Origin of the sequence: Sphingosinicella ginsenosidimutans (assembly GCF_007995055.1) — a bacterium.
Classification (GTDB): domain Bacteria; phylum Pseudomonadota; class Alphaproteobacteria; order Sphingomonadales; family Sphingomonadaceae; genus Allosphingosinicella; species Allosphingosinicella ginsenosidimutans.
The window spans coordinates 360055-378878 of the sequence record NZ_VOQQ01000001.1; the positions used below are offsets into that span (position 1 = coordinate 360055).

Genomic DNA, 18824 nt, shown 5'->3' on the forward strand with positions numbered 1-18824 from the left:
GGGGCGCCGGTCCGGCCGCCGCGCTCGCCCGTGTGAACCGGGGAACGCGCATCGGGGTGCTACGGGGAATCGTTACTTTTTCGCGTCGGCAACGACCCTGACCCGGTAGTCTCCGCAGAAGAACGAGGTCCTGAAATCCGATATGGTTGCGGCGCAGGATGGAGGTTGCGTTGCGTGTCATGCTGGCTCATTCGCTGATCGCGTTGATCGCGGTGCTTTGCGCCGCCTTGATCCTCGTCGTCCGCGCGAGACGGCGACGGGAGCGCGATTACCGGCGCGGACATTCCGATTATTCCAAGTTCGAGCGTCGCCGCGGCTGGTTCGGCTAGGGCAGCAACAGGCTCGCGTCGCCGTAGGAGTAGAAGCGATAGCCGGCGGCGATCGCATGGGCGTAGGCTGCCTGCATCCTCTCCAGCCCCATCAGTGCCGACACCAGCATGAACAGGGTCGATTTCGGCAGGTGGAAATTGGTGACAAGTCCGTCGATGCCCCGAAAGCGGTAGCCGGGGGTGATGAAGATCGCGGTGTCCCCCTGGAACGGCTGGATCGCGCCATCGTCGCCGGCGGCGCTTTCGATCAGCCGCAACGACGTTGTGCCGACGGCGACGATCCGCCCGCCGGCAGCGCGCGCCGCATTGAGCCGCGCGGCCGTCGCGGCATCGATCCGGCCCCATTCGGCGTGCATCGCATGGGCGTCGGTATCCTCGGCCTTGACCGGCAGGAACGTGCCGGCGCCGACATGGAGGGTCAGCGTCTCGTGGCCGATCCCGGCCTCGGCCAGCGCCGCCATCAGCCGGGGCGTGAAGTGAAGCGCGGCGGTCGGGGCGGCGACCGCTCCGTCCTCGCGCGCGAACATGGTCTGATAATCCTCGGCATCGCGCGCGTCGACGGCGCGCTTGCCGGCGATATAGGGCGGCAGCGGCATCCGCCCGGCGCGTGTCAGCATCAGCTCGACCGGCTCGTCGCCTTCGAAGGCCAGCAGGAACGATCCGTCGTCGCCCCGATCCGAAGCGATCGCCTGCACGCCAGCGCCGAAATCGATCCGGTCGCCGGGCTTCAGCCGCTTGGCGTTGCGGATGAAGGCGCGCCATTCGCGCACGCCCTCGCGCTTGTGGAGCGTCGCCCCGATCCGCGCCGATCCGCGCATCCCTTCGAGCTGCGCCGGGATCACCCGCGTGTCGTTGAACACGAGCACGTCCCCGCGCCGAAGCAGGCGCGGGAGATCGGTGACCAGATGGTCCGCGAGCCCGCCGGGCGTGACCTGCAGCAGCCGCGCCGAATCGCGCGGCCGTGCGGGCCTCAGCGCGATCCGGTCGGGCGGCAGGTCGAAGTCGAAAAGGTCGACCCGCACGCTGGCGCCGCGGCTAGCTCGGGCGCCGCCGCTGCTGCTGCGGCTGCTCGGGTTGGCGCGGCACGCCGGGCTGCGGCATGACCGGACCGACATTCGTGCCCGGCTGCGCCCGCGGCGGGGCGGACGGGATGCCGAGAATGCTTCCCTCCGTGGAGGCGGGCGCTGCCGGCGCCCCCGCCGCGCGAAGCGCCTCCGCGCTCATCTCCGGCACATTGTCGGAGCCCAGCGAGGCGCGCACGATCCGGGTCGGATTGGCCGGCGGCTCGCCGCGCTGGATCGCATCGACGAAGTTCATGCCGGAAACGACCCGCCCGAACACCGTATAGTCGCGGTCCATCGCAAGATGCGGGGTGAACATGATGTAGAACTGGCTGTTCGCGCTGTTGAGGTCCTGCGCGCGCGCCATCGCGACGGCGCCCCTGAGGTGCGGGAGCCCGTTGATCTCCGCCGGAAGGTCGGGAAGCGTCGAACCGCCGGTGCCGTTGCCGCGCGGATCGCCGCCTTGCGCCATGAAGCCCTCGATCACCCGGTGGAAGATGAGGTTGTTGTAAAAACCCTGCTCGGTCAGCGTCTTGATCCGCTGCACCGTGTTGGGCGCGACATCGGGGCGAAGCTGGATCTGGACCCGGCCACCGTCGGACAGGTCGAGCACCCAGGTATTTTCGGGCGTGAGCGGCGGCGGCGGCGGCGGGACGGGCAGCGGCCCGCTCGGCCGGGTGGGCGCGGCCGGCTGCGCGGCGCTCGCCGGAGCGTCCGCGGCCGGCGCCGGAGTTTCGGCCGCGGGCGCCGGGGTTTCGGCCGCCGGTGCTGGCGTCTCTGCGGCGGGCGGCCGGGCCTGGCTGTCCCCCGGCGTCGGAGCCTCGGCCGCGGGGGCCGGCGTCGCTGCGGCGGGCGGCTGGGCCTGCGCCTCGCTCGGGGCAGCCTCGCTCGCGGCGGGCGCGGGCGGATCGCCGGCGGCCTGGTCCGGAACCTGCGCGGCCAACGCGCCGGCGAACAGGAGGCCGGTCAATCCGGCGAACAGCGACGACAAGCGCATCAAATCCTCGATTCTCGCATGAATGAATGTGTCTAGAGCGCCGCCCGCCCGGCCTCAAGCGCCGATCAGGCGCCCCGCCGCCCGATCCGCTCCACCCGCGCCGTCACGTCGGCCGCGACCGCCGGCGGCACGAACTTGCGGATGTCGCCGCCGAACAGGGCGATCTCCTTGACCAGCTTGGACGCGATCGGCTGAAGCGACACGTCCGCCATCAGGAAGACGGTCTCGACCTCGGCATTGAGCTGCTGGTTCATGCCGGCCATCTGGAACTCATATTCGAAATCGGCGACGGCGCGCAGCCCGCGCACGATCATCGAGGCCCCTTCGCGCGTCGCGAAGTCCATCAGCAGCGAATCGAACGCGACGACCCCGATCTTGCCGTTCGCGATCCCCGCCACCTCGCGCTCGACCATCGCGAGGCGTTCGTCCAGCGTGAACATCGGCGATTTGGACGGATTGGTCGTGACGCCGATCACCAGCCTGTCGGCGAGGTGCGCGGCGCGGCGGATGATGTCCATGTGGCCGAGCGTGATCGGATCGAACGTGCCCGGATAGACGGCGGTTCTCATCTTCCCTCCCCGTTCATCGCGCGGACCGGCTCAATGATCCCGCTCGATCGCGAAGCGGGCGACGGCGCGAAGCGGGTCCGCAGCCGCGCCGAACGGCAAGAGATGCTCGATCGCCTGGTCGACCAGCGCCTCCGCCTGGCGGCGCGCGCGATCGGCGCCGAGCAGCGAGACGAACGTCTCCTTGCCCGCGCCCGCATCCTTGCCGACCCGCTTGCCGGCCTTTTCCTCGCAACCTTCATGGTCGAGCAGGTCGTCGGCGATCTGGAAGGCGAGGCCGATGTCGCGCGCATAGCCGCGCAGGCCGGCCCGCCCTTCCGGCGGCACGCGGCCCATGATCGCCGCCGATTCGAGGCAGCAGCCGATCAGCGCGCCGGTCTTGAGCTGCTGGAGCCGCGTCACGGACGCAAGGTCGAGCTCCGCCTCCTCGGCCATCAGGTCCATCATCTGGCCGCCCGCCATGCCGTCGGGGCCCGAGGCGCGGGCGAGCGCCGCGACCAGCTCGCCGCGGACGAACGGATCCTCGTGCGTCGCCTCGTCGGCGAGGATCTCGAACGCCAGCGCATGGAGCGAATCGCCGGCAAGGATCGCGGTCGCCTCGTCATAGGCGCGGTGGAGAGTCGGCTTGCCGCGCCGCAAATCGTCATCGTCCATCGACGGAAGATCGTCGTGGATCAGCGAATAGACATGGATCGCCTCGATCGCGGCGCCCACCCGAAGCGCGCGGGCGCGATCGACGGCGAAAAGGTCGCAGCCGGCGACGACCAGGAACGGCCGCATCCGCTTGCCCCCACCGATCGCCGCATAGCGCATCGCCTCGTAAAGCCGCGCGCGGCTGTCGAGCGGGACCGGCAGCAATGTCTCGAACAGCCGGTCGATCTCGGCGCCGACCTCCCTGAGCGCCGTCTCCAGCGGGAGAGGCCGCAGCGCCACCGCGCCCTCAGTCGCCACCGAAAGGCGCCGTGCCGGAGGGCGCCCCGCCGGGGCCGAACTGAATCTGCTCGATCCGTGCCTGGGCCGCGGCGAGCCGCGCCTCGCACTGGCGTTTCAGCCGGTCGCCCTCGGTATAAAGGTCGATCGCTTCGTCGAGCGGCGCCTCGCCGCTTTCGAGCTTGCGCACGATCTCCTCGAGCCGCTTCAGCGCAGCCTCGAAGCTGAGATCGGCAACGTCGTCCTGTCCCTCCGCCATGGATCAAGCATTGGGCGCGGCGGTGCGCGCGGTCAAGCCGCGCGGAACCACCACACGCCGTCGCGCACCTCGCGGATCGCACGCCCCTCGACCTCGAGCCGCCGCAAATGGGCCAGCGCCTCGCCACTCGCGAGACCGAACGATCCGTCGTCGATGCGCCGGGCGAACAGGGTGCCGAAACAGTCGACGGCGCGCTTTGGCTCGGCGATCGCGCCGTAAAGCGCGTCGAGACGGTCGCGATGCCCGGCGTCCAGCGCGTCGAGCCGGGCGTGGAGCCCGGTGAATGGCTGGCCGTGCGCCGGCAGGACCAGAAGATCGGCCGGCAACTCTCTCAGCTTCGCGATCGAGGCCAGCCATTCGCCGAGCGGATCGGCCTCGGGCTCGCTGAGGTTCAGCGAGACGTTGGACGTGATCCGCGGCAGCACCTGATCGCCCGCGATCATCAGCCGCCCTTCCATGTCGACCAGGCAGGCATGTTCGGGCGAATGCCCCGAGCCGATCACCACCCGCCAGTCACGCGTGCCGATGCGGACCTCGTCGCCGTCGGCCAGCCGTCCGTAGCTGACCGGGATCGGGCTGACGATCGACGCGAACCGGCCCCAGCCGCGCGCCGCCTCGGCCGCGATCCGCGTCTCGTCCCAGCCGGCGGCACGCCAGAGGGCGACCGCCTCGTCGGGCGGCGCATCGCGAACGTCGGCGGCGAGCATCCGGGCGTACGTCCATTCGCCACGGGTCATCCACAGGCGGGCACCGGTCCGTTCGCAAAGCCAGCCGGCAAGGCCGACATGGTCGGGGTGGAAATGGGTGACGATGATCCGCGTCATCGGCCGGCCGGCGAGCGGCCCGTCGAGCAGCGCCGCCCAGGCCGCCCGGGCCTCATCGATCGCAAGCCCGGTATCGACCAGCGCGACTCCGTCGCCGTCGTCAAGCATCCATATGTTGATATGGCCGAGCGACCCCGGCACGGGCAATCGCGACCAGCCGACGCCCTCGGCGACCCTGGCGAACGCGCCATGTTCAGGAGCGAAGCGGCCGAACGGGTAGGTCAGGCCGCGATGCGTCGTCGGGGCCGCGACGAGCGATTCGTCCGGCGCCGGCGCCTCAGGTCCGGAAGGGATCGTCAAAGCCCTGGCCGGCCGCCGCCGTATCCTCCACCTCGGCCTGCTCGGCCGCGAGCGCCGCCTCCGCATCGCGCGCGGCCGCCTCGCGCTCGGCGCGCAGCTCCTCGATCAGGGCCTCGCGGTCGCGCTCCATGCCGACATCGTTCTGCGCCTGCGTGCCGGCGGCCTTCGCCGCCTTGGCGACCGCCGCGTCGAGTTCGCGCTGCGTGGTCAGGCCAAGGGTCACCGGATCCTTGGGCTGGATATTGGCTATGTTCCAGTGGGTGCGCTCACGAAGCGCCTGGATCGTCGAGCGGGTGGTGCCGATCAGCTTGCCGATCTGGCCGTCCGAAAGCTCGGGATGGTTGCGGATCAGCCAGGCGACGCCGTCCGGCTTGTCCTGCCGCTTGGACACCGGCGTGTAGCGCGGGCCCTTGGTCCGCAGCGCCTGGTCCGGCTCCTTCTGCATCCGGAGGCGATAGGCCGGGTCGGCCTGCCCCTTCTCGATCTCCTCCATCGTCAGCTCGCCCGATCGCAGCGGATCGCGGCCGGTCAGCTTGGTCGCCGCGGTATCGTCGGCGATCGCCTGGACCTCGAGAATGTGGAGGCCGCAAAATTCGGCGATCTGCTGAAAGGTCAGCGACGTATTGTCGACAAGCCAGCTGGCCGTGGCATGGGGCATGAGCGGCTGAGACACTTGAGAACCTCCAGAAACGATAAGGGCCGCCCCTCGCGGAGCGGCCGACTGTCGCCTGGTGATTTAGTCGCGGCCGGGTTCGGGCGCAAGCATAAGCTTGGCTTCCCCGCCCGCTGGACATAGTCACGCATGCGTGACCGACGAGCTGCTCCAGGCCCTGGAGGCCGACTCCATCCACATCCTGCGCGAAGCCGTCGCGGAGGCGGCACGGCCCGTCATGCTGTTTTCGGCCGGCAAGGACAGCGCGGTGATGCTCCATCTCGCGCGCAAGGCCTTCTTTCCGGCGCCGCCGCCCTTCCCGCTCCTTCACGTCGATACCGGCTGGAAGTTCAAGGAGATGTACGCGCTTCGCGATGCCGCCGCCGCCGAGGCCGGCATTCCGCTCATCGTCCATCGCAATCCCGAAGCCGAGGCGCGCGGCATCAATCCGTTCGATCACGGCTCCGCGCTCCACACCGAGCTGTGGAAGACGGAGGGGCTGAAGCAGGCGCTCGATGCCGGGCGCTACGACATGGTGTTCGGCGGCGCCCGGCGCGACGAGGAGGCGAGCCGCGCCAAGGAGCGAATCTTCTCCGTCCGCAGCGCGTCGCATGGCTGGGATCCGAAACGGCAGCGGCCCGAGCCGTGGCGGCTCTACAATGCGCGCACCGCGCCGGGCGAAAGCATCCGCGTCTTCCCGCTTTCCGATTGGACGGAGCGCGACATCTGGACCTATATCGCTGCCGAGCGGATCGCGGTCGCCTCCCTCTATTTCGCCGCCGAGCGCCCGACCGTGCGGCGCGGCGACGCCCTCATCATCGTCGACGACGACCGTTTCCGGCTGGCGCCGGGCGAGAGCCCCGCGCCCCGGCGGGTCCGGGTCCGCACGCTCGGCTGCTACCCGCTGACCGGCGCGATCGAGAGCGACGCCGCGGACATCGATGCGATCCTTGCCGAGATGGCCGCGGACCGGACCTCGGAGCGCGCCGGACGCCTCATCGACCGCGACCAGCCGGCATCGATGGAGCGCAAGAAACGGCAGGGCTATTTCTGAATGCGCTCGCTCCTGCGCCTCATCACCTGCGGATCGGTGGACGACGGCAAGTCGACCCTGATCGGTCGCCTGCTCGCCGATTGCGGCGCGATCCCTTCGGATCGGCTGGTCGGCGTCACCGATCTCGCCCTGCTCGCGGACGGGCTGGAAGCCGAGCGCGAGCAGGGAATCACGATCGACGTCGCCCACCTCTATTTCGAGCATGGCGGTCGTCGCTTCATCCTCGCCGACGCGCCGGGGCACGAGCAATATACGCGCAACATGGCGACCGCCGCTTCGCGCGCCGACCTCGCCATCGTGCTGGTCGACGCGACCAGGGGCGTCCTGCCGCAGACCCGCCGCCACCTCGCCATCGCCCGGCTGCTCGGCATCCGGTCGTTCGTGCTGGCGGTGAACAAGATGGACCTCGTGGCCTTCGATCGGGCGCGGTTCGACGCGATCGCGACAAGCTTCCGCGAGGCGCTGGACCGGGTCGGCGGCGGGGCGTGCGCCGCAATTCCGGTCAGTGCGCTCAACGGCGACAATGTCGCCACCCAGTCGCCCGCCACCCCCTGGTATGACGGCCCCGCATTGCTCGCCCATCTCGAACGGGTCGCGCCGGCGGACGGCCCTTCCCTCGCCGCGTTCAGGATGCCGGTCCAGCATGTCGTGCGCGCGGACGGCCAGCGTTTCTATGCCGGGACGATCGCCGCTGGCACGATCCGCCCGGGCGACGAGGTGGTCGTTGCCCCCTCCGGCCGTCGCCTCGCCGTCGGGCGCATCGTCACGCGGGACGGCGACCTCGCCCAGGCCGGCATCGGTCGTTCGATCGCGCTGACGCTCGCCGGCGACGTGGATTGCTCGCGCGGCGACATGATCGCCGATCCCGCCGATCCGCCCGGCGCCGGCGACCAGTTCGAAGCGACATTGATCTGGATGGACGAGGCGCCGTTGGTGCCAGGCCGGCAATATCTGATGAAGATCGGCACCCAGACCGTACCGGCGACCCTCCACGCGCCGAAATATCGTCTCGACGTCGAAACGCTGGCGCATCTCGCCGCAAAGACGCTCGCGCTCAACGATATCGGCGTCGCCAATCTGTGGACGGCGCGGCCGATCCTGTTCGAGCCCTATGAGAAGAGCCGCGACCTCGGCGGCTTCATCCTGATCGACCGGATCACCAATGCGACCGTCGCGGCCGGCCTCATCCACTTCGCGCTGCGGCGCTCCGAGAACATCCACGCGCAGGCGATCGCGGTGACGCCGGCGCGGCGCGCGGCGCTGATGGGCCAGCGGCCGAAGCTGCTCTGGTTCACCGGCCTGTCCGGCGCCGGCAAGTCGACCATCGCCAATCTCGTCGAGGCGAAGCTCCATGCGATGGGCCGCCACAGTTTCCTGCTCGACGGCGACAATGTGCGGCGTGGGCTCAATCGCGATCTCGGCTTCACCGAGGCCGATCGGGTCGAGAATATCCGCCGCGTCGGCGAGACGGCGCGGCTGATGCTCGATGCGGGGCTCATCGTGCTCGCCGCCTTCATCAGCCCCTTCCGCGCCGAACGGGAGATGGTCCGGGCGATGATGCCGGAGGGCGACTTCGTCGAAATCTTCGTCGATACGCCGCTCGCCGAGGCCGAGCAGCGCGACACCAAGGGACTCTACCGCAAGGCGCGCGCCGGCCGGCTCGCCAACTTCACCGGCATCGATTCGCCTTATGAGCGGCCCGATGCGCCGGAAATCACCATCGACACGCTGGCGACGAGCGCCGAGGCGGCGGCGGATGCGGTGATCGAGTGGCTGGAACGCCGCGGCCTTTTTGCCTAGGCAGTGGCGATGGGCGATGCTGGCGGGATCGAAACGAGGGCCGAGGAGGGCCCCGAAGCGGCCCCGGCCGCAGAGCGGCCGCTCGGCCACACGGACATCAAGCTGTCGCGCGGCTTCCGGCCCTGGCTGGAGCGGATGGACCTCAGCCTCGCCTTCACCACCTATCAGACCGGCCAGCTCTTCCTGATCGGCCGGCTGCCCGAGGGGCGGATTTCCGTCCACCAGCAGAATTATGCGCGCGCCATGGGCCTCCATGCGAGCCCGCAGCGCCTCGTGATCGCCTCGCAGCACCAGATCTGGCGGCTCGAGAACATGCTCGCGCCGCACGAGCGGGCGAATGCCAATTTCGACCGGCTCTACGTGCCGCGCGCAGCGCAGGTGACCGGCGACCTCGACGTCCACGAAATCGCGCTCGATTCGCGCGGCCGGGCGATCTTCGTCGCGACCCGGTTCAACTGCCTCGCGACGACCAGCGCCACCCATGGCTTCAAGCCATTGTGGATGCCGCCCTTCGTCTCGAAGCTCGCCGCCGAGGACAGATGCCACCTCAACGGCCTTGCGATGGACGGCGGCCGCCCGGCTTACGTGACCGCGATCAGCCGCTCCGACATGGTCGAAGGCTGGCGCGATCGGCGGCGCGACGGCGGCGTGCTGATCGACCTTGCCGACAACCGCGTCGTCGCCGATGGCCTGTCGATGCCGCACAGCCCGCGCGTGACGCCGGACGGGGTGCTGCTGCTCGATTCAGGGCGCGGCATGATCGTCCGCGTCGATCCGGCGACGGGCGGCCGGACCGACATCGCCTTCTGCCCCGGCTTCCTGCGCGGCCTCGCCGTGATCGGCGGCCATGCGATCGTCACCGTCTCGATGCCGCGCGAGGGCATTTTCGAGGGCCTCGAGCTTCAGGACCAGCTCGCGAAGCGCGACGGTGCGCCCTGGTGCGGCCTGTGCATCGTCGATCTGCGCAGCGGCGACATCGTCGAATGGCTTCGCATCGACGGCGCGATCCGCGAATTGTTCGACGTCGCCATCCTGCCCGGCGTCGCCTGCCCGATGGCGGTCGGCATCGGCTCGCCGGAGCTCAACAGCCTCGTCTCGCACGACGCCGAATTCGCACCGCTGTTCGTCGAGGGCTGACCCCCGCGCGGATTCTCTTCCTAGCGCTCCAGGAACTTCTTCACGCCGCGCGCCGCCTGGCGGATTCGCTGCTCGTTCTCGACCAGGGCGATCCGCACATAGCCCTCGCCCTCCTCGCCGAAGCCGACGCCGGGTGCCACCGCGACCCCGGCCTCGGCAAGCAGCTGCTTGGAAAATTCCATCGATCCCGCCGCGCGCCAGGCCTCGGGGATCGGCGCCCAGGCGAACATGCTCGCCTCGGGCGAAGGAATCTCCCATCCGGCGCGGCCGAAGCTTTCGACCAACGCGTCCCGCCGGCCGCGATAGAGCTTGCGGTTCGCCTCGATAATGTCCTGCGGCCCGTTGAGCGCGGCGACCGCGGCCGCCTGGATCGGCGTGAAGGCGCCATAATCGAGATAGGATTTCACCCGCGTCAGCGCGCCGATCAACTCGCGATTGCCGACCGCGAAGCCCATCCGCCAGCCGGCCATCGAATAGGTCTTCGACATCGAGGTGAACTCGACCGCCACGTCCTTCGCGCCCGGCACCTGGAGGATCGATGGCGTCGGCGTGTCGCCATAATAGATTTCGGCATAAGCGAGATCGGAAATGACCCACAGCTTGTGCTCGCGCGCATAGGCCACGACCTGCTCGTAAAAGGCGAGATCGGCGACATAGGCGGTCGGGTTGCTCGGATAGCCGATGACCAGCACGGTCGGCTTCGGCACGGTGTAACGCACCGCCCGATCGAGGCTGTCGAAGAAATCGGGGCCGGGCGCGGCGGGGATCGATCGGATCGCCGCGCCGGCGATGATGAAACCGAACTGGTGGATCGGATAGGAGGGATTGGGCGCGAGCACGACATCGCCCGGCGCGGTGATCGCCTGGGCGAGGTTGGCCAACCCCTCCTTCGATCCCAACGTGACGATCACCTCGCTCTCCGGATCGAGATCGACGCCGAAGCGGCGGGCGTAATAGCCGGCCTGCGCCTTGCGGAGCCCGGTGATCCCCTTCGACGCGGAGTAGCGATGCGCGCGCGGATCGCGGGCGACCTCGGCCAGCTTCTCGATCACATGGGCCGGCGGCGCGCCGTCGGGATTGCCCATCCCGAGGTCGATGACATCCTCGCCGCGCGCCCGCGCCGCCGCCTTCATCGCGTTGACTTCGGCGAAGACATAGGGCGGCAGCCGGCGGATGCGGTAGAAGTCGGTCATTGGTCCTGCCTGTCGCAGCCGCGCGCCGGGTGCAAGGCCCCGGCCGCGGCGGAATCGAGAAATTTCGCGACCGCCTCCAGCTCCACGTCGCGATCGACGAAGGCCCGGCCGATGCCCCGCGCCAGGATGAAGGCGACGCGGCCGCCGGCCTTCTTCTTGTCGCTCGCCATCCGCCCGGCGAGGCTCGCGCCCGTGGCGGCGATGCCGAGATCGGCGAGGCTCGCGGGGAGGCCCGTCGCCCGAAGGTGACGCCCCACGCGCGCGGCGTCCTCCGGCGCGCACAGGCCGCGCCGGACCGACAGATCGAAGGCCAGCGCGAGGCCCGCCGCCACCGCCTCGCCGTGCAGCACATCGTCGGAAAAGCCGGCCTCCGCCTCGATCGCATGGGCGAAGGTATGGCCGAGATTGAGCAGGGCGCGACGGCCGGAGGTCTCGCGCTCGTCCTCGGCAACGATCGCGGCCTTGAAGGCGACGCTGGCGGCGATCGCATGGGCGAGCGCGTCGGGCGCGCCGGCGAGCACCGATGCGCCATTCGCCTCGAGCCAGTCGAAGAAAGCCGGATCGCCGATCAGCGCGGCCTTCACGATCTCGGCATAGCCGGCGCGCATCTGCCGCGCGGCCAGGGTCGCCAGCGCCTCCGGGTCGATGAGGACGAGGCGCGGCTGATGAAAGGCGCCGATCAGGTTCTTGCCGGCGGACACGTCGATCGCCGTCTTGCCGCCGACCGAGCTGTCGACCATCGCGAGCAGGCTGGTCGGCACCTGCACATAAGGCGTGCCGCGCTGGAGGATCGCCGCGGCGAAGCCGGCAAGATCGCCGACCACCCCGCCGCCGAAGGCGATGATCGGCTCCCCCCGCTCGATGCCGAGCGCGAGCAGCCGGTCGGTCACGAAAGCGAGCATCTCCCAGCTCTTGCTCGCCTCCCCGGCCGGGATGGTGACGGTTTCGGTGGCGAGGCCCGACAGGCCCTGGGTGAGCCGCGCACCCTGCGCCGCAGCGACATTTTGGTCGGTCACGACGAATGCGCGACCATTGGGCGCGAGCGGCGCGAGATGTTGGGCGGCGCGGCCGATCAGGCCCGCTTCGATGCGGACGTCATAAGCGCGCGGCCCAAGCTCGACCCGCACGATGCTCATGTCCCCCTCCTCTCCGGGGAGAGGGCAGGATGAGGGGATTGGAGCGCCTGGTCGGCCAGGACCAGCGCCATCATCGCCGCCGCCACCGGCGCGCCGCGGATGCCGACGCAGGGGTCGTGGCGGCCCTTCGTCACGATCTCGGTCTCGTTGCCCTCGCGGTCGATCGTCGGCACCGGCGTCAGGATCGAGCTGGTCGGCTTGAACGCGATCCGCACCCGCCCCGGGGCCGCCAGCTCGACGCCCTTCACCGCATTGATCGACATCATCGCCGCGAAGGTTTCCGACGGCGGCGGTTCGGCGCCCTCGACCGCGCATTCGACGACCGCGCCGAGCGAATCGCCCGCCTTTCGCGCCGCATCGAGCCGCGCGGCCCAGCGCTCCGCAGCGGCGGCGTCCGGGCAGAAGAAGGGATTGGCGTCGATCTGGTCGGCATCGAAACCGGCGATCGGATCGCCGCCGATCTCCACCACATAGGCCGCGATCGTCACGCCGGGGATCAGCTTGCGCGCGACCGCCCCGGCCGCGACCCGCGACGCCGTCTCGCGCGCCGAGGACCGGCCGCCGCCGCGCCAGTCGCGAAATCCATATTTGGCGTCATAGACATAGTCGGCATGGCCGGGCCGATAGGCCTGGCTGACCTCCGAATAATCCTTCGATCGCTGGTCGATATTCTCGATCTTCAGGCTGATCGGATCGCCGGTGGTGCGGCCGGATCGGACTCCCGAAAGGATTCGCACCTCGTCCGGCTCCCGCCGCATCGTCGTGAAGCGCGACTGGCCGGGCCGGCGCCGATCGAGGAAGGGCTGGATGTCGCCCTCGGCGAGCGCGATCCCCGCCGGGCAGCCTTCGACAAGCGCGCCGATCGCCGGCCCGTGGCTTTCGCCCCAGGTCGAAAAGCGGAAGCACCGTCCAAAGCTGTTCCAGCTCATCAGGCGGCGTGCATGGCTGGCGCCGGCGCGTCGGGCAAGCCTTGGCGGGCGGGAAAGAGGGCGAGGACGTTTTCGAGGATGCGGTCGCCGTCCGCGGTGAGGATCGATTCGGGATGGAACTGCAGCCCGATCTGGAGCGCCGCGAGATCGCTGATCGCCATCGCCATGCCGTCGATCTCGGCATGGACGGTGAAGCGCGCGGGAATGTCGCGCGTGCACAGCGAATGGTAGCGCCCGACGCGCACCGGCCCCTCCAGCCCGGCGAAGGGCCCGGCGCCGTCATGGTCGATCAACGTGCCCTTCCCGTGCACCGGCTCGCCGGCCCGATCGACCCGGCCGCCGGCCTCGAACACGATCGCCTGGTGGCCAAGGCAGATGCCGAGCACCGGCACATTGCCCTTCGCGATCCGGATCAGATCGAGGCAGCAGCCCGCCTGTTCCGGCCGCCCCGGGCCGGGCGAGAGCAGGATCGCGGCGCCGGCTTCCTTCGCCAGCGCCAGCGCATCGCCCGCCGCGATCGTGTTGCGCAGGACTTTGACCGTGCAGCCAAGCCGCGCCAGCGTCTCCACCAGGTTGAAAGTGAAGCTGTCGAGATTGTCGATCATCAGGATGGATCGGGTCATGCGGCGACTCCGCTGAGCACGGAAAGGAGGGCCGCGGCCTTCTGGCGCGTCTCCGCCGCTTCGCGCGCGGGGACGGAATCGTGGACGATGCCGGCGCCGGCGCGGACATAGGCCGTCCCGCCGGTCACGACCGCCGATCGGATCACGATGGCGCTGTCGAGCAGGCCGTCGCCGTCGATCCAGCCGATCGCGCCGCCATAGGCCCCGCGCCGGGTCCGCTCGTGGCGGCGAAGCAATTCCGTCGCCCGGATCTTCGGGGCGCCCGAAAGCGTGCCTGGATTGAGGCCGGCATGGAGCGCGTCGATCGCATCGAGATCGGGGCGGAGCGTCCCGACGACCGAGGAGACGAGGTGCATCACATGCTGGTAGCGCTCGACCGTCATCAGCGCGCGGACCCGGCGGGTTCCCGCGACGCTGATCCGCGCCACATCGTTGCGGGCGAGATCGACGAGCATCATATGCTCGGCCAGCTCCTTGCCGTCGAGGCGCATGTCGGCCTCGAACCGCCCGTCCTCGTCGGCGCAGCGGCCCCGCTTTCGGGTGCCGGCGATCGGCTTGATCTCGACCTGCCTCGCCCCCTCCTCGCGAAAGACGCGCACCGAGGTTTCGGGCGACGCGCCGATCAGGACGAAATCGCCGCCGTCGACATGGTAACGATAGGGGCTCGGCTCGCGCGCCCGCAGCGCCGCATAGGCGGCAAGCGGATCGGCGCAGCGGGCGCTGAAGGTGCGCGACGGCACGATCTGGTAGACATCCCCGGCGGCGACATGGCCGCGCATCGTCTCGACCAGCGCGCAATAGGCGGCATCGTCGAGATCGACCGAGATCGGCGCCGCCCCCGGGGGGATGGGGGCCGGCGGCGCGGCGTCGGCGGCCGCGCGCGCGATGATCGAGGACAAACGCTCCTGGGCGGCGAAGGCGGCCTTTTCGTCCTCCCCGAACGCGGCGCAGACGATGCGTGGCGCCGCGCCCGGATCGAAGACCACCAGGCTTTCGGCGAGCCAGGCGACATAATCGGGAAAGCCGGTCGGATCCTCGCCGCTCGCCGGCAGCCCTTCAAGGTTGGCGGCATAATCGAAGGCCAGGACGAAGGGCACGAAGAGCGCGCACGGCTCCTGCGGCGAAAGATTGTCGAAGCCGATCAGCGCGCGCACCGCATCGAGCGGGGTCGGCGCGCGCAATCGTTCCTCGGCATCGTCGCCGGCGATCGGCGGAAAGGCGAACCGCACCCCCTCCGCATCCCTGTCTGCCACGCGATCGGCGAGCCGTTCGGCAAGCGCCGAGAGCGCCGCCGCGCCATTGGCCGACAGCGCGCTCGCGACGACCTCGTTGCCCCGGCATTCGAGCCGAAGCGCAGCGCGCTCCATCAGCAAGGCGGGGCCGTCCGCTTTCTCGATCAGCAGGGTGTCGGCCCGTCCGGCGCACAGCGCGCGATAGAGCGCCAGCGGGTCGACAGCCCGGCCGAGCGCGCGGGTGAAGGCGCGCACCTGGCTCATGCCGCGATCCTGCCGACGGCGGCGAGCACCGCCGACACGCGTGGCATCAGCGCCGCGAACTGGTCCGGATAGAGCGACTGGGCGCCGTCCGACAGCGCGACCGACGGATTTTCGTGGACCTCGATCAGGAGGCCGTCCGCGCCGCAGGCCGCCGCCGCCAGCGCCATCGGCCCGACGAGATCGCGGATGCCGGTGCCGTGCGATGGATCGACGACGACCGGCAGGTGCGTGCGCTGCTTCATGTAGGGCACGGCGTTGAGATCGAGCGTGTTGCGGGTCGCGGTCTCGAAGGTGCGGATGCCGCGCTCGCACAGGATCACCTGATCGTTGCCGGCGGCGAGGATATATTCCGCCGCGAGCAGCAGCTCCTCGATCTTCGCGGAGAGACCGCGCTTCAGCAGGACCGGCTTGTCGGTCCGCCCGACGGCGCGCAGCAGTGGGAAATTCTGCATGTTGCGCGCGCCGATCTGCAACGCGTCGGCATGGGCCGCGACGATGTCGACATCGGCGGTGTCCATCACCTCGGTGACGACCGGCATGGAGAGCTCGTCCGCCACCTCGCGCAGCAGCCGCAGCCCCTCTGGCCCGTGGCCGCTGAAGCCATAGGGGCTGGTGCGCGGCTTGTAGGCCCCGGCGCGAAGCACCTTCGCCCCCGCGGCCTGGACGGCGCTGGCGCTGTTGAACAGCTGCTCGCGGGTCTCGACCGCGCAGGGGCCGGCGATCACCGGCACCGCGCGGCCGCCGAAGGCGACGCCGCCGATCGAGACGATCGTGTCGTGCGGGTGCAGGTCGCGCGCGACAAGCTTGTAGGGGGCAAGGATCGGCTTCACCGATTCGACGTGCGGGTCGCTGTCGAGCGCGAGCTCGGCGAGCACCCGTTCGTCGCCGAGCGCGCCGAGCACCACGCGCTCGGCCCCCGGCATGTGGAGTGGTTTCAATCCGGCGCCGGCGATCCGGTCGAGCAGCCGCTGGGCGGCGTCGGCGGGGGCTTCGGGCTTGAGGACGATGATCATGTTGGCAAACTTCCTGGCGACTGGGCAATAAAAAAACCCGCCGGTCGGGCGGGTCTGATCGGTCGAGACCTTAAAGGTCAGGATGCGCTTCGATCAGCCGCGCCATCGCGAGGACGTCCACCGCCACCAGCCGAACGCAAATGCGCCGTGGCCGGAAACCGGCGCGGCGAATGCGGAGGCGTGGTCGCGAGTCATCGCCGCATGCTTACAGACACCGCGCCTCGCGCGTCAATCGTCTCCGGCATGGGCATCAAGGCGCGACGTTCGTCGCACGACCTAACCCCCTGTTTCCCCGCACGTCCCCTCCTCTCGGACAGGGCACATGTCGTTCGTCTAAAAAAACTTGCATCGCCGCCCGGCTTGCGAGCTAGTGCGCGCGGGGACTTATCTTAGGACGGCCGGCGACCGCCTGGCCGTTGGGAGGCCATTTACATGCAAAAATCCCGTATCGCCGCGCTGGCGGCGATCCTGCTTGCCGGAACGGCGCCGCTTTTTGCCCAGGCGCAGCCGCCCCACAGCGCCGCAACCGCCGCATCGGGAAGCGGCCATGCCGCGTTCGGCGATTGGGGCGTCGATCTTTCGGCGCGCGATCTTTCGATCCAGCCCGGCGACGATTTCTGGCGCTACGCCAACAACAGCTGGTTCCGGAACAATCCGATCCCGCCCGACGAGACCTCCTGGGGCGGCTTCACCTCGCTTCGCAACGATGTCGAGCGGCAGGTGAAGGCGATCGTCGACACCGCCGCGCAGGCGAGCGATCCGGTGAGCCAGCGCGTCGCGGCCATGTATGCGAGCTGGATGGACGAGGCGGGGATCGAGGCGCGCGGCACCGCGCCGCTGCGTCCCTATCTCGACCGGATCAACGCCGCGCAGAGCCGGGACGATCTCGTCCGGCTGTTCGCGACTCCCGGCTTCCCCTCGCCGCTCGGCGTCGGCATCACGCCCAATCCCGGCGATCCGACCCACTATGCCGCCGGCGCAAGCCAGGGCGGGCTCGGCATGCCGAACCGGGATTACTACCTCAATCCGGGCGCGCAGTTCGACGCCTATCGGGCCGCCTATCGCACCTATGTCGCGACCATCTTCCGCCTCGCCGGCTATAGCGAGCCGGAGGCGCGCGCGGACCGGGTGATCGCGCTCGAACATGCGATCGCCGAGGCGCACTGGACGCCCGAGCAGAGCCGCGACGTCGCGCGCTCGATCAATCCGATGACGCCGGCGCAGCTCGCGGCGCTCGCGCCCGAGTTCAACTGGCCGCTCTGGCTCCAGGGCGAGGGCCTGTCGGGCGTCAACACGATCATCGTCCGCCAGACGACCGCCATCCAGGCGGAGGGTCGGCTGTTCGCCTCGACCCCGGTCCAGACCTGGAAGGACTGGCTCGCCTTCCAGTTCGTCAGCAACAATGCGGAATTCCTGCCGCGCGCCTTCGATCAGGCCAATTTCCAGTTCTTCTCGCACACGCTGCGCGGCACCGAGCAGCAGCGCGAGCGCTGGAAGCGCGGGCTCGCCGTGGTCAACCGGACGCTGGGCGAGGATGTCGGCCAGCTCTACGTGGCGCGTTACTTCCCCGAGGAGTCGCAGCGCCAGATGACCGAGATGGTCGGCAATCTGCGCGCCTCGCTCGGCGAGCGGCTGCGCGCCAACCAGTGGATGGACGACGCCACCCGCCAGGCGGCGATCGCAAAGCTCGACGCCTTCGATCCGCGCGTCGGCTTCCCGGTCCACTGGATCGACTATTCGTCGATGCAGGTCGATCCGCACGATCTGCTCGGCAACATGATGCGCGCCCAGCAATTCCAGCATAACCTGCAATTGTCGCGCCTGCCCAATCCGGTCGATCGCACCTTGTGGGGCATGACGCCGCAGACGGTGAACGCCTATTACAGCCCGCTCACCAACCAGATCACCTTCCCGGCGGCGATCCTGCAGCCGCCCTTCTTCGATCCGAATGCCGATCCGGCGGTCAATTATGGCGCGATCGGCGCCGTGATCGGCCACGAAATGGGCCACGGCTTCGACGATCAGGGCAGCCGCTTCGACGGATCGGGCCGGCTGCGCAACTGGTGGTCCGAAGAGGCCAATTCGCGCTTCCAGGCGCTCGTCACCCGCCTCGGCGCGCAATATGACACCTACGAACCCGTGCCGGGCCTGCATATCCGCGGCCGCCAGACGATGGGCGAGAATATCGGCGATCTCGGCGGCATCGAGGTCGCCTATGGGGCCTATCGCCGCTATGTCGCGCAGCATGGCGAGCCGCCGGTGCTGAACGGCCTGACCGGCGACCAGCGCTTCTTCCTCGCCTTCGCCCAGGTCTGGCGGTCGCAGCAGCGGCCCGACGCGCTTCGCCAGCAGGTGCTGACCGATCCGCACAGCCCGGCCGAATTCCGCGTGAACGGCGTCGTGCGAAACGTCGATGCCTGGTATCGCGCCTTCAACATCCAGCCGGGCAACAGGCTTTACCTGCCGCCCGACCAGCGCGTTCATATCTGGTGAGCCTTATCGCCCCTCCCTGCATCAGGGAGGGG

General features: G+C 69.7%; 17 protein-coding genes and 1 pseudogene. 5 read left to right on the plus strand and 13 right to left on the minus strand.

Features of this window, described 5'->3' with window-relative positions:
• Window positions 1–170: 170 nt before the first annotated feature.
• Window positions 171–329 carry a hypothetical protein gene (locus FRZ32_RS15160; RefSeq protein WP_158635792.1) on the plus strand — a complete coding sequence of 53 codons (159 nt, stop codon included), beginning with the start codon at window positions 171–173 and terminating at the stop codon, window positions 327–329.
• On the opposite strand, the gene queA is transcribed toward FRZ32_RS15160, so the two are convergent.
• From queA to FRZ32_RS01885, 7 genes and pseudogenes are all read right to left on the minus strand, one after another.
• Window positions 326–1351 carry a tRNA preQ1(34) S-adenosylmethionine ribosyltransferase-isomerase QueA gene (gene queA / locus FRZ32_RS01855; protein WP_147041898.1) on the minus strand — a complete coding sequence of 342 codons (1026 nt, stop codon included), beginning with the start codon at window positions 1349–1351 and terminating at the stop codon, window positions 326–328. The genes FRZ32_RS15160 and queA overlap by 4 nt on opposite strands.
• Before the next feature lie 13 nt (window positions 1352–1364).
• Window positions 1365–2045 (minus strand): annotated as a pseudogene (locus FRZ32_RS01860) (peptidylprolyl isomerase); the annotation flags it as partial.
• A 407-nt stretch (window positions 2046–2452) separates the two neighbouring features.
• The gene (gene coaD, locus FRZ32_RS01865; RefSeq protein WP_147041900.1) at window positions 2453–2956 is read right to left on the minus strand and encodes a pantetheine-phosphate adenylyltransferase; all 504 of its coding nucleotides are present in this window, start codon (window positions 2954–2956) and stop codon (window positions 2453–2455) included.
• A gap of 30 nt (window positions 2957–2986) precedes the next feature.
• Window positions 2987–3904, minus strand: a complete 918-nt coding sequence (locus FRZ32_RS01870; protein WP_424141275.1) for a polyprenyl synthetase family protein — start codon at window positions 3902–3904, stop codon at window positions 2987–2989.
• Window positions 3894–4142 carry an exodeoxyribonuclease VII small subunit gene (locus FRZ32_RS01875; protein ID WP_147041901.1) on the minus strand — a complete coding sequence of 83 codons (249 nt, stop codon included), beginning with the start codon at window positions 4140–4142 and terminating at the stop codon, window positions 3894–3896. Before FRZ32_RS01875 ends, FRZ32_RS01870 begins: the two co-directional genes overlap by 11 nt.
• A gap of 32 nt (window positions 4143–4174) precedes the next feature.
• The gene (locus FRZ32_RS01880; protein WP_243445159.1) at window positions 4175–5266 is read right to left on the minus strand and encodes an MBL fold metallo-hydrolase; all 1092 of its coding nucleotides are present in this window, start codon (window positions 5264–5266) and stop codon (window positions 4175–4177) included.
• A complete protein-coding gene (locus FRZ32_RS01885) occupies window positions 5244–5924 on the minus strand; it encodes a DUF1013 domain-containing protein (RefSeq protein WP_192901903.1) in 681 nt (226 codons plus the stop codon). Before FRZ32_RS01885 ends, FRZ32_RS01880 begins: the two co-directional genes overlap by 23 nt.
• A gap of 148 nt (window positions 5925–6072) precedes the next feature.
• On the opposite strand from FRZ32_RS01885, the gene cysD reads away from it, so the two are divergent.
• Genes cysD through FRZ32_RS01900 form a run of 3 tightly spaced genes read left to right on the plus strand, consistent with a single transcriptional unit; the run spans window position 6073 to window position 9909 of the window.
• The gene (gene cysD, locus FRZ32_RS01890) at window positions 6073–6972 is read left to right on the plus strand and encodes a sulfate adenylyltransferase subunit CysD (RefSeq protein WP_147041904.1); all 900 of its coding nucleotides are present in this window, start codon (window positions 6073–6075) and stop codon (window positions 6970–6972) included.
• Window positions 6973–8772 (plus strand): adenylyl-sulfate kinase, encoded by a 1800-nt coding sequence (cysC, locus tag FRZ32_RS01895; RefSeq protein ID WP_147041905.1) that lies wholly within the window; start codon window positions 6973–6975, stop codon window positions 8770–8772.
• A gap of 9 nt (window positions 8773–8781) precedes the next feature.
• The gene (locus tag FRZ32_RS01900) at window positions 8782–9909 is read left to right on the plus strand and encodes a TIGR03032 family protein (protein ID WP_147041906.1); all 1128 of its coding nucleotides are present in this window, start codon (window positions 8782–8784) and stop codon (window positions 9907–9909) included.
• 20 nt (window positions 9910–9929) lie between these two features.
• Here the strand turns inward: FRZ32_RS01900 and FRZ32_RS01905 are convergent, their stop codons facing one another.
• The 6 genes from FRZ32_RS01905 to aroF are packed head-to-tail and all read right to left on the minus strand — an operon-like array spanning window position 9930 to window position 16299.
• On the minus strand, window positions 9930–11102 hold the full coding sequence (locus FRZ32_RS01905) for an LL-diaminopimelate aminotransferase (protein WP_147041907.1): 1173 nt from the start codon (window positions 11100–11102) through the stop codon (window positions 9930–9932).
• Window positions 11099–12238, minus strand: a complete 1140-nt coding sequence (gene aroB / locus FRZ32_RS01910) for a 3-dehydroquinate synthase (RefSeq protein WP_147041908.1) — start codon at window positions 12236–12238, stop codon at window positions 11099–11101. The genes FRZ32_RS01905 and aroB overlap by 4 nt, the downstream gene beginning before the upstream one ends.
• Window positions 12235–13167 carry a chorismate synthase gene (aroC, locus tag FRZ32_RS01915; protein WP_147041909.1) on the minus strand — a complete coding sequence of 311 codons (933 nt, stop codon included), beginning with the start codon at window positions 13165–13167 and terminating at the stop codon, window positions 12235–12237. The genes aroB and aroC overlap by 4 nt, the downstream gene beginning before the upstream one ends.
• Window positions 13167–13790: an anthranilate synthase component II gene (locus tag FRZ32_RS01920; protein WP_147041910.1), complete on the minus strand. Its 624-nt coding sequence runs from the start codon at window positions 13788–13790 to the stop codon at window positions 13167–13169. Before FRZ32_RS01920 ends, aroC begins: the two co-directional genes overlap by 1 nt.
• Window positions 13787–15286 carry an anthranilate synthase component 1 gene (locus FRZ32_RS01925; protein WP_147041911.1) on the minus strand — a complete coding sequence of 500 codons (1500 nt, stop codon included), beginning with the start codon at window positions 15284–15286 and terminating at the stop codon, window positions 13787–13789. Before FRZ32_RS01925 ends, FRZ32_RS01920 begins: the two co-directional genes overlap by 4 nt.
• Complete coding sequence (gene aroF, locus FRZ32_RS01930; RefSeq protein WP_147041912.1) at window positions 15283–16299, minus strand: 3-deoxy-7-phosphoheptulonate synthase; 1017 nt, start codon at window positions 16297–16299, stop codon at window positions 15283–15285. The genes FRZ32_RS01925 and aroF overlap by 4 nt, the downstream gene beginning before the upstream one ends.
• A 432-nt stretch (window positions 16300–16731) precedes the next feature.
• On the opposite strand from aroF, the gene FRZ32_RS01935 reads away from it, so the two are divergent.
• Window positions 16732–18792, plus strand: a complete 2061-nt coding sequence (locus FRZ32_RS01935) for a M13 family metallopeptidase (RefSeq protein WP_147041913.1) — start codon at window positions 16732–16734, stop codon at window positions 18790–18792.
• The last annotated feature ends 32 nt before the right edge of the window (window positions 18793–18824 follow it).

Bases quoted from the DNA above. Each gene is read 5' to 3' on its own strand.
- coaD (WP_147041900.1), bottom strand. From the start codon at position 2,956: ATGAGAACCGCCGTCTATCCGGGCACGTTCGATCCGATCACGCTCGGC.
- FRZ32_RS01875 (WP_147041901.1), bottom strand. From the start codon at position 4,142: ATGGCGGAGGGACAGGACGACGTTGCCGATCTCAGCTTCGAGGCTGCG.
- FRZ32_RS01885 (WP_192901903.1), bottom strand. From the start codon at position 5,924: ATGCCCCATGCCACGGCCAGCTGGCTTGTCGACAATACGTCGCTGACC.
- cysC (WP_147041905.1), top strand. From the start codon at position 6,973: ATGCGCTCGCTCCTGCGCCTCATCACCTGCGGATCGGTGGACGACGGC.
- FRZ32_RS01900 (WP_147041906.1), top strand. From the start codon at position 8,782: ATGGGCGATGCTGGCGGGATCGAAACGAGGGCCGAGGAGGGCCCCGAA.
- FRZ32_RS01905 (WP_147041907.1), bottom strand. From the start codon at position 11,102: ATGACCGACTTCTACCGCATCCGCCGGCTGCCGCCCTATGTCTTCGCC.
- aroB (WP_147041908.1), bottom strand. From the start codon at position 12,238: ATGAGCATCGTGCGGGTCGAGCTTGGGCCGCGCGCTTATGACGTCCGC.
- aroC (WP_147041909.1), bottom strand. From the start codon at position 13,167: ATGAGCTGGAACAGCTTTGGACGGTGCTTCCGCTTTTCGACCTGGGGC.
- FRZ32_RS01920 (WP_147041910.1), bottom strand. From the start codon at position 13,790: ATGACCCGATCCATCCTGATGATCGACAATCTCGACAGCTTCACTTTC.
- FRZ32_RS01925 (WP_147041911.1), bottom strand. From the start codon at position 15,286: ATGAGCCAGGTGCGCGCCTTCACCCGCGCGCTCGGCCGGGCTGTCGAC.
- aroF (WP_147041912.1), bottom strand. From the start codon at position 16,299: ATGATCATCGTCCTCAAGCCCGAAGCCCCCGCCGACGCCGCCCAGCGG.
- FRZ32_RS01935 (WP_147041913.1), top strand. From the start codon at position 16,732: ATGCAAAAATCCCGTATCGCCGCGCTGGCGGCGATCCTGCTTGCCGGA.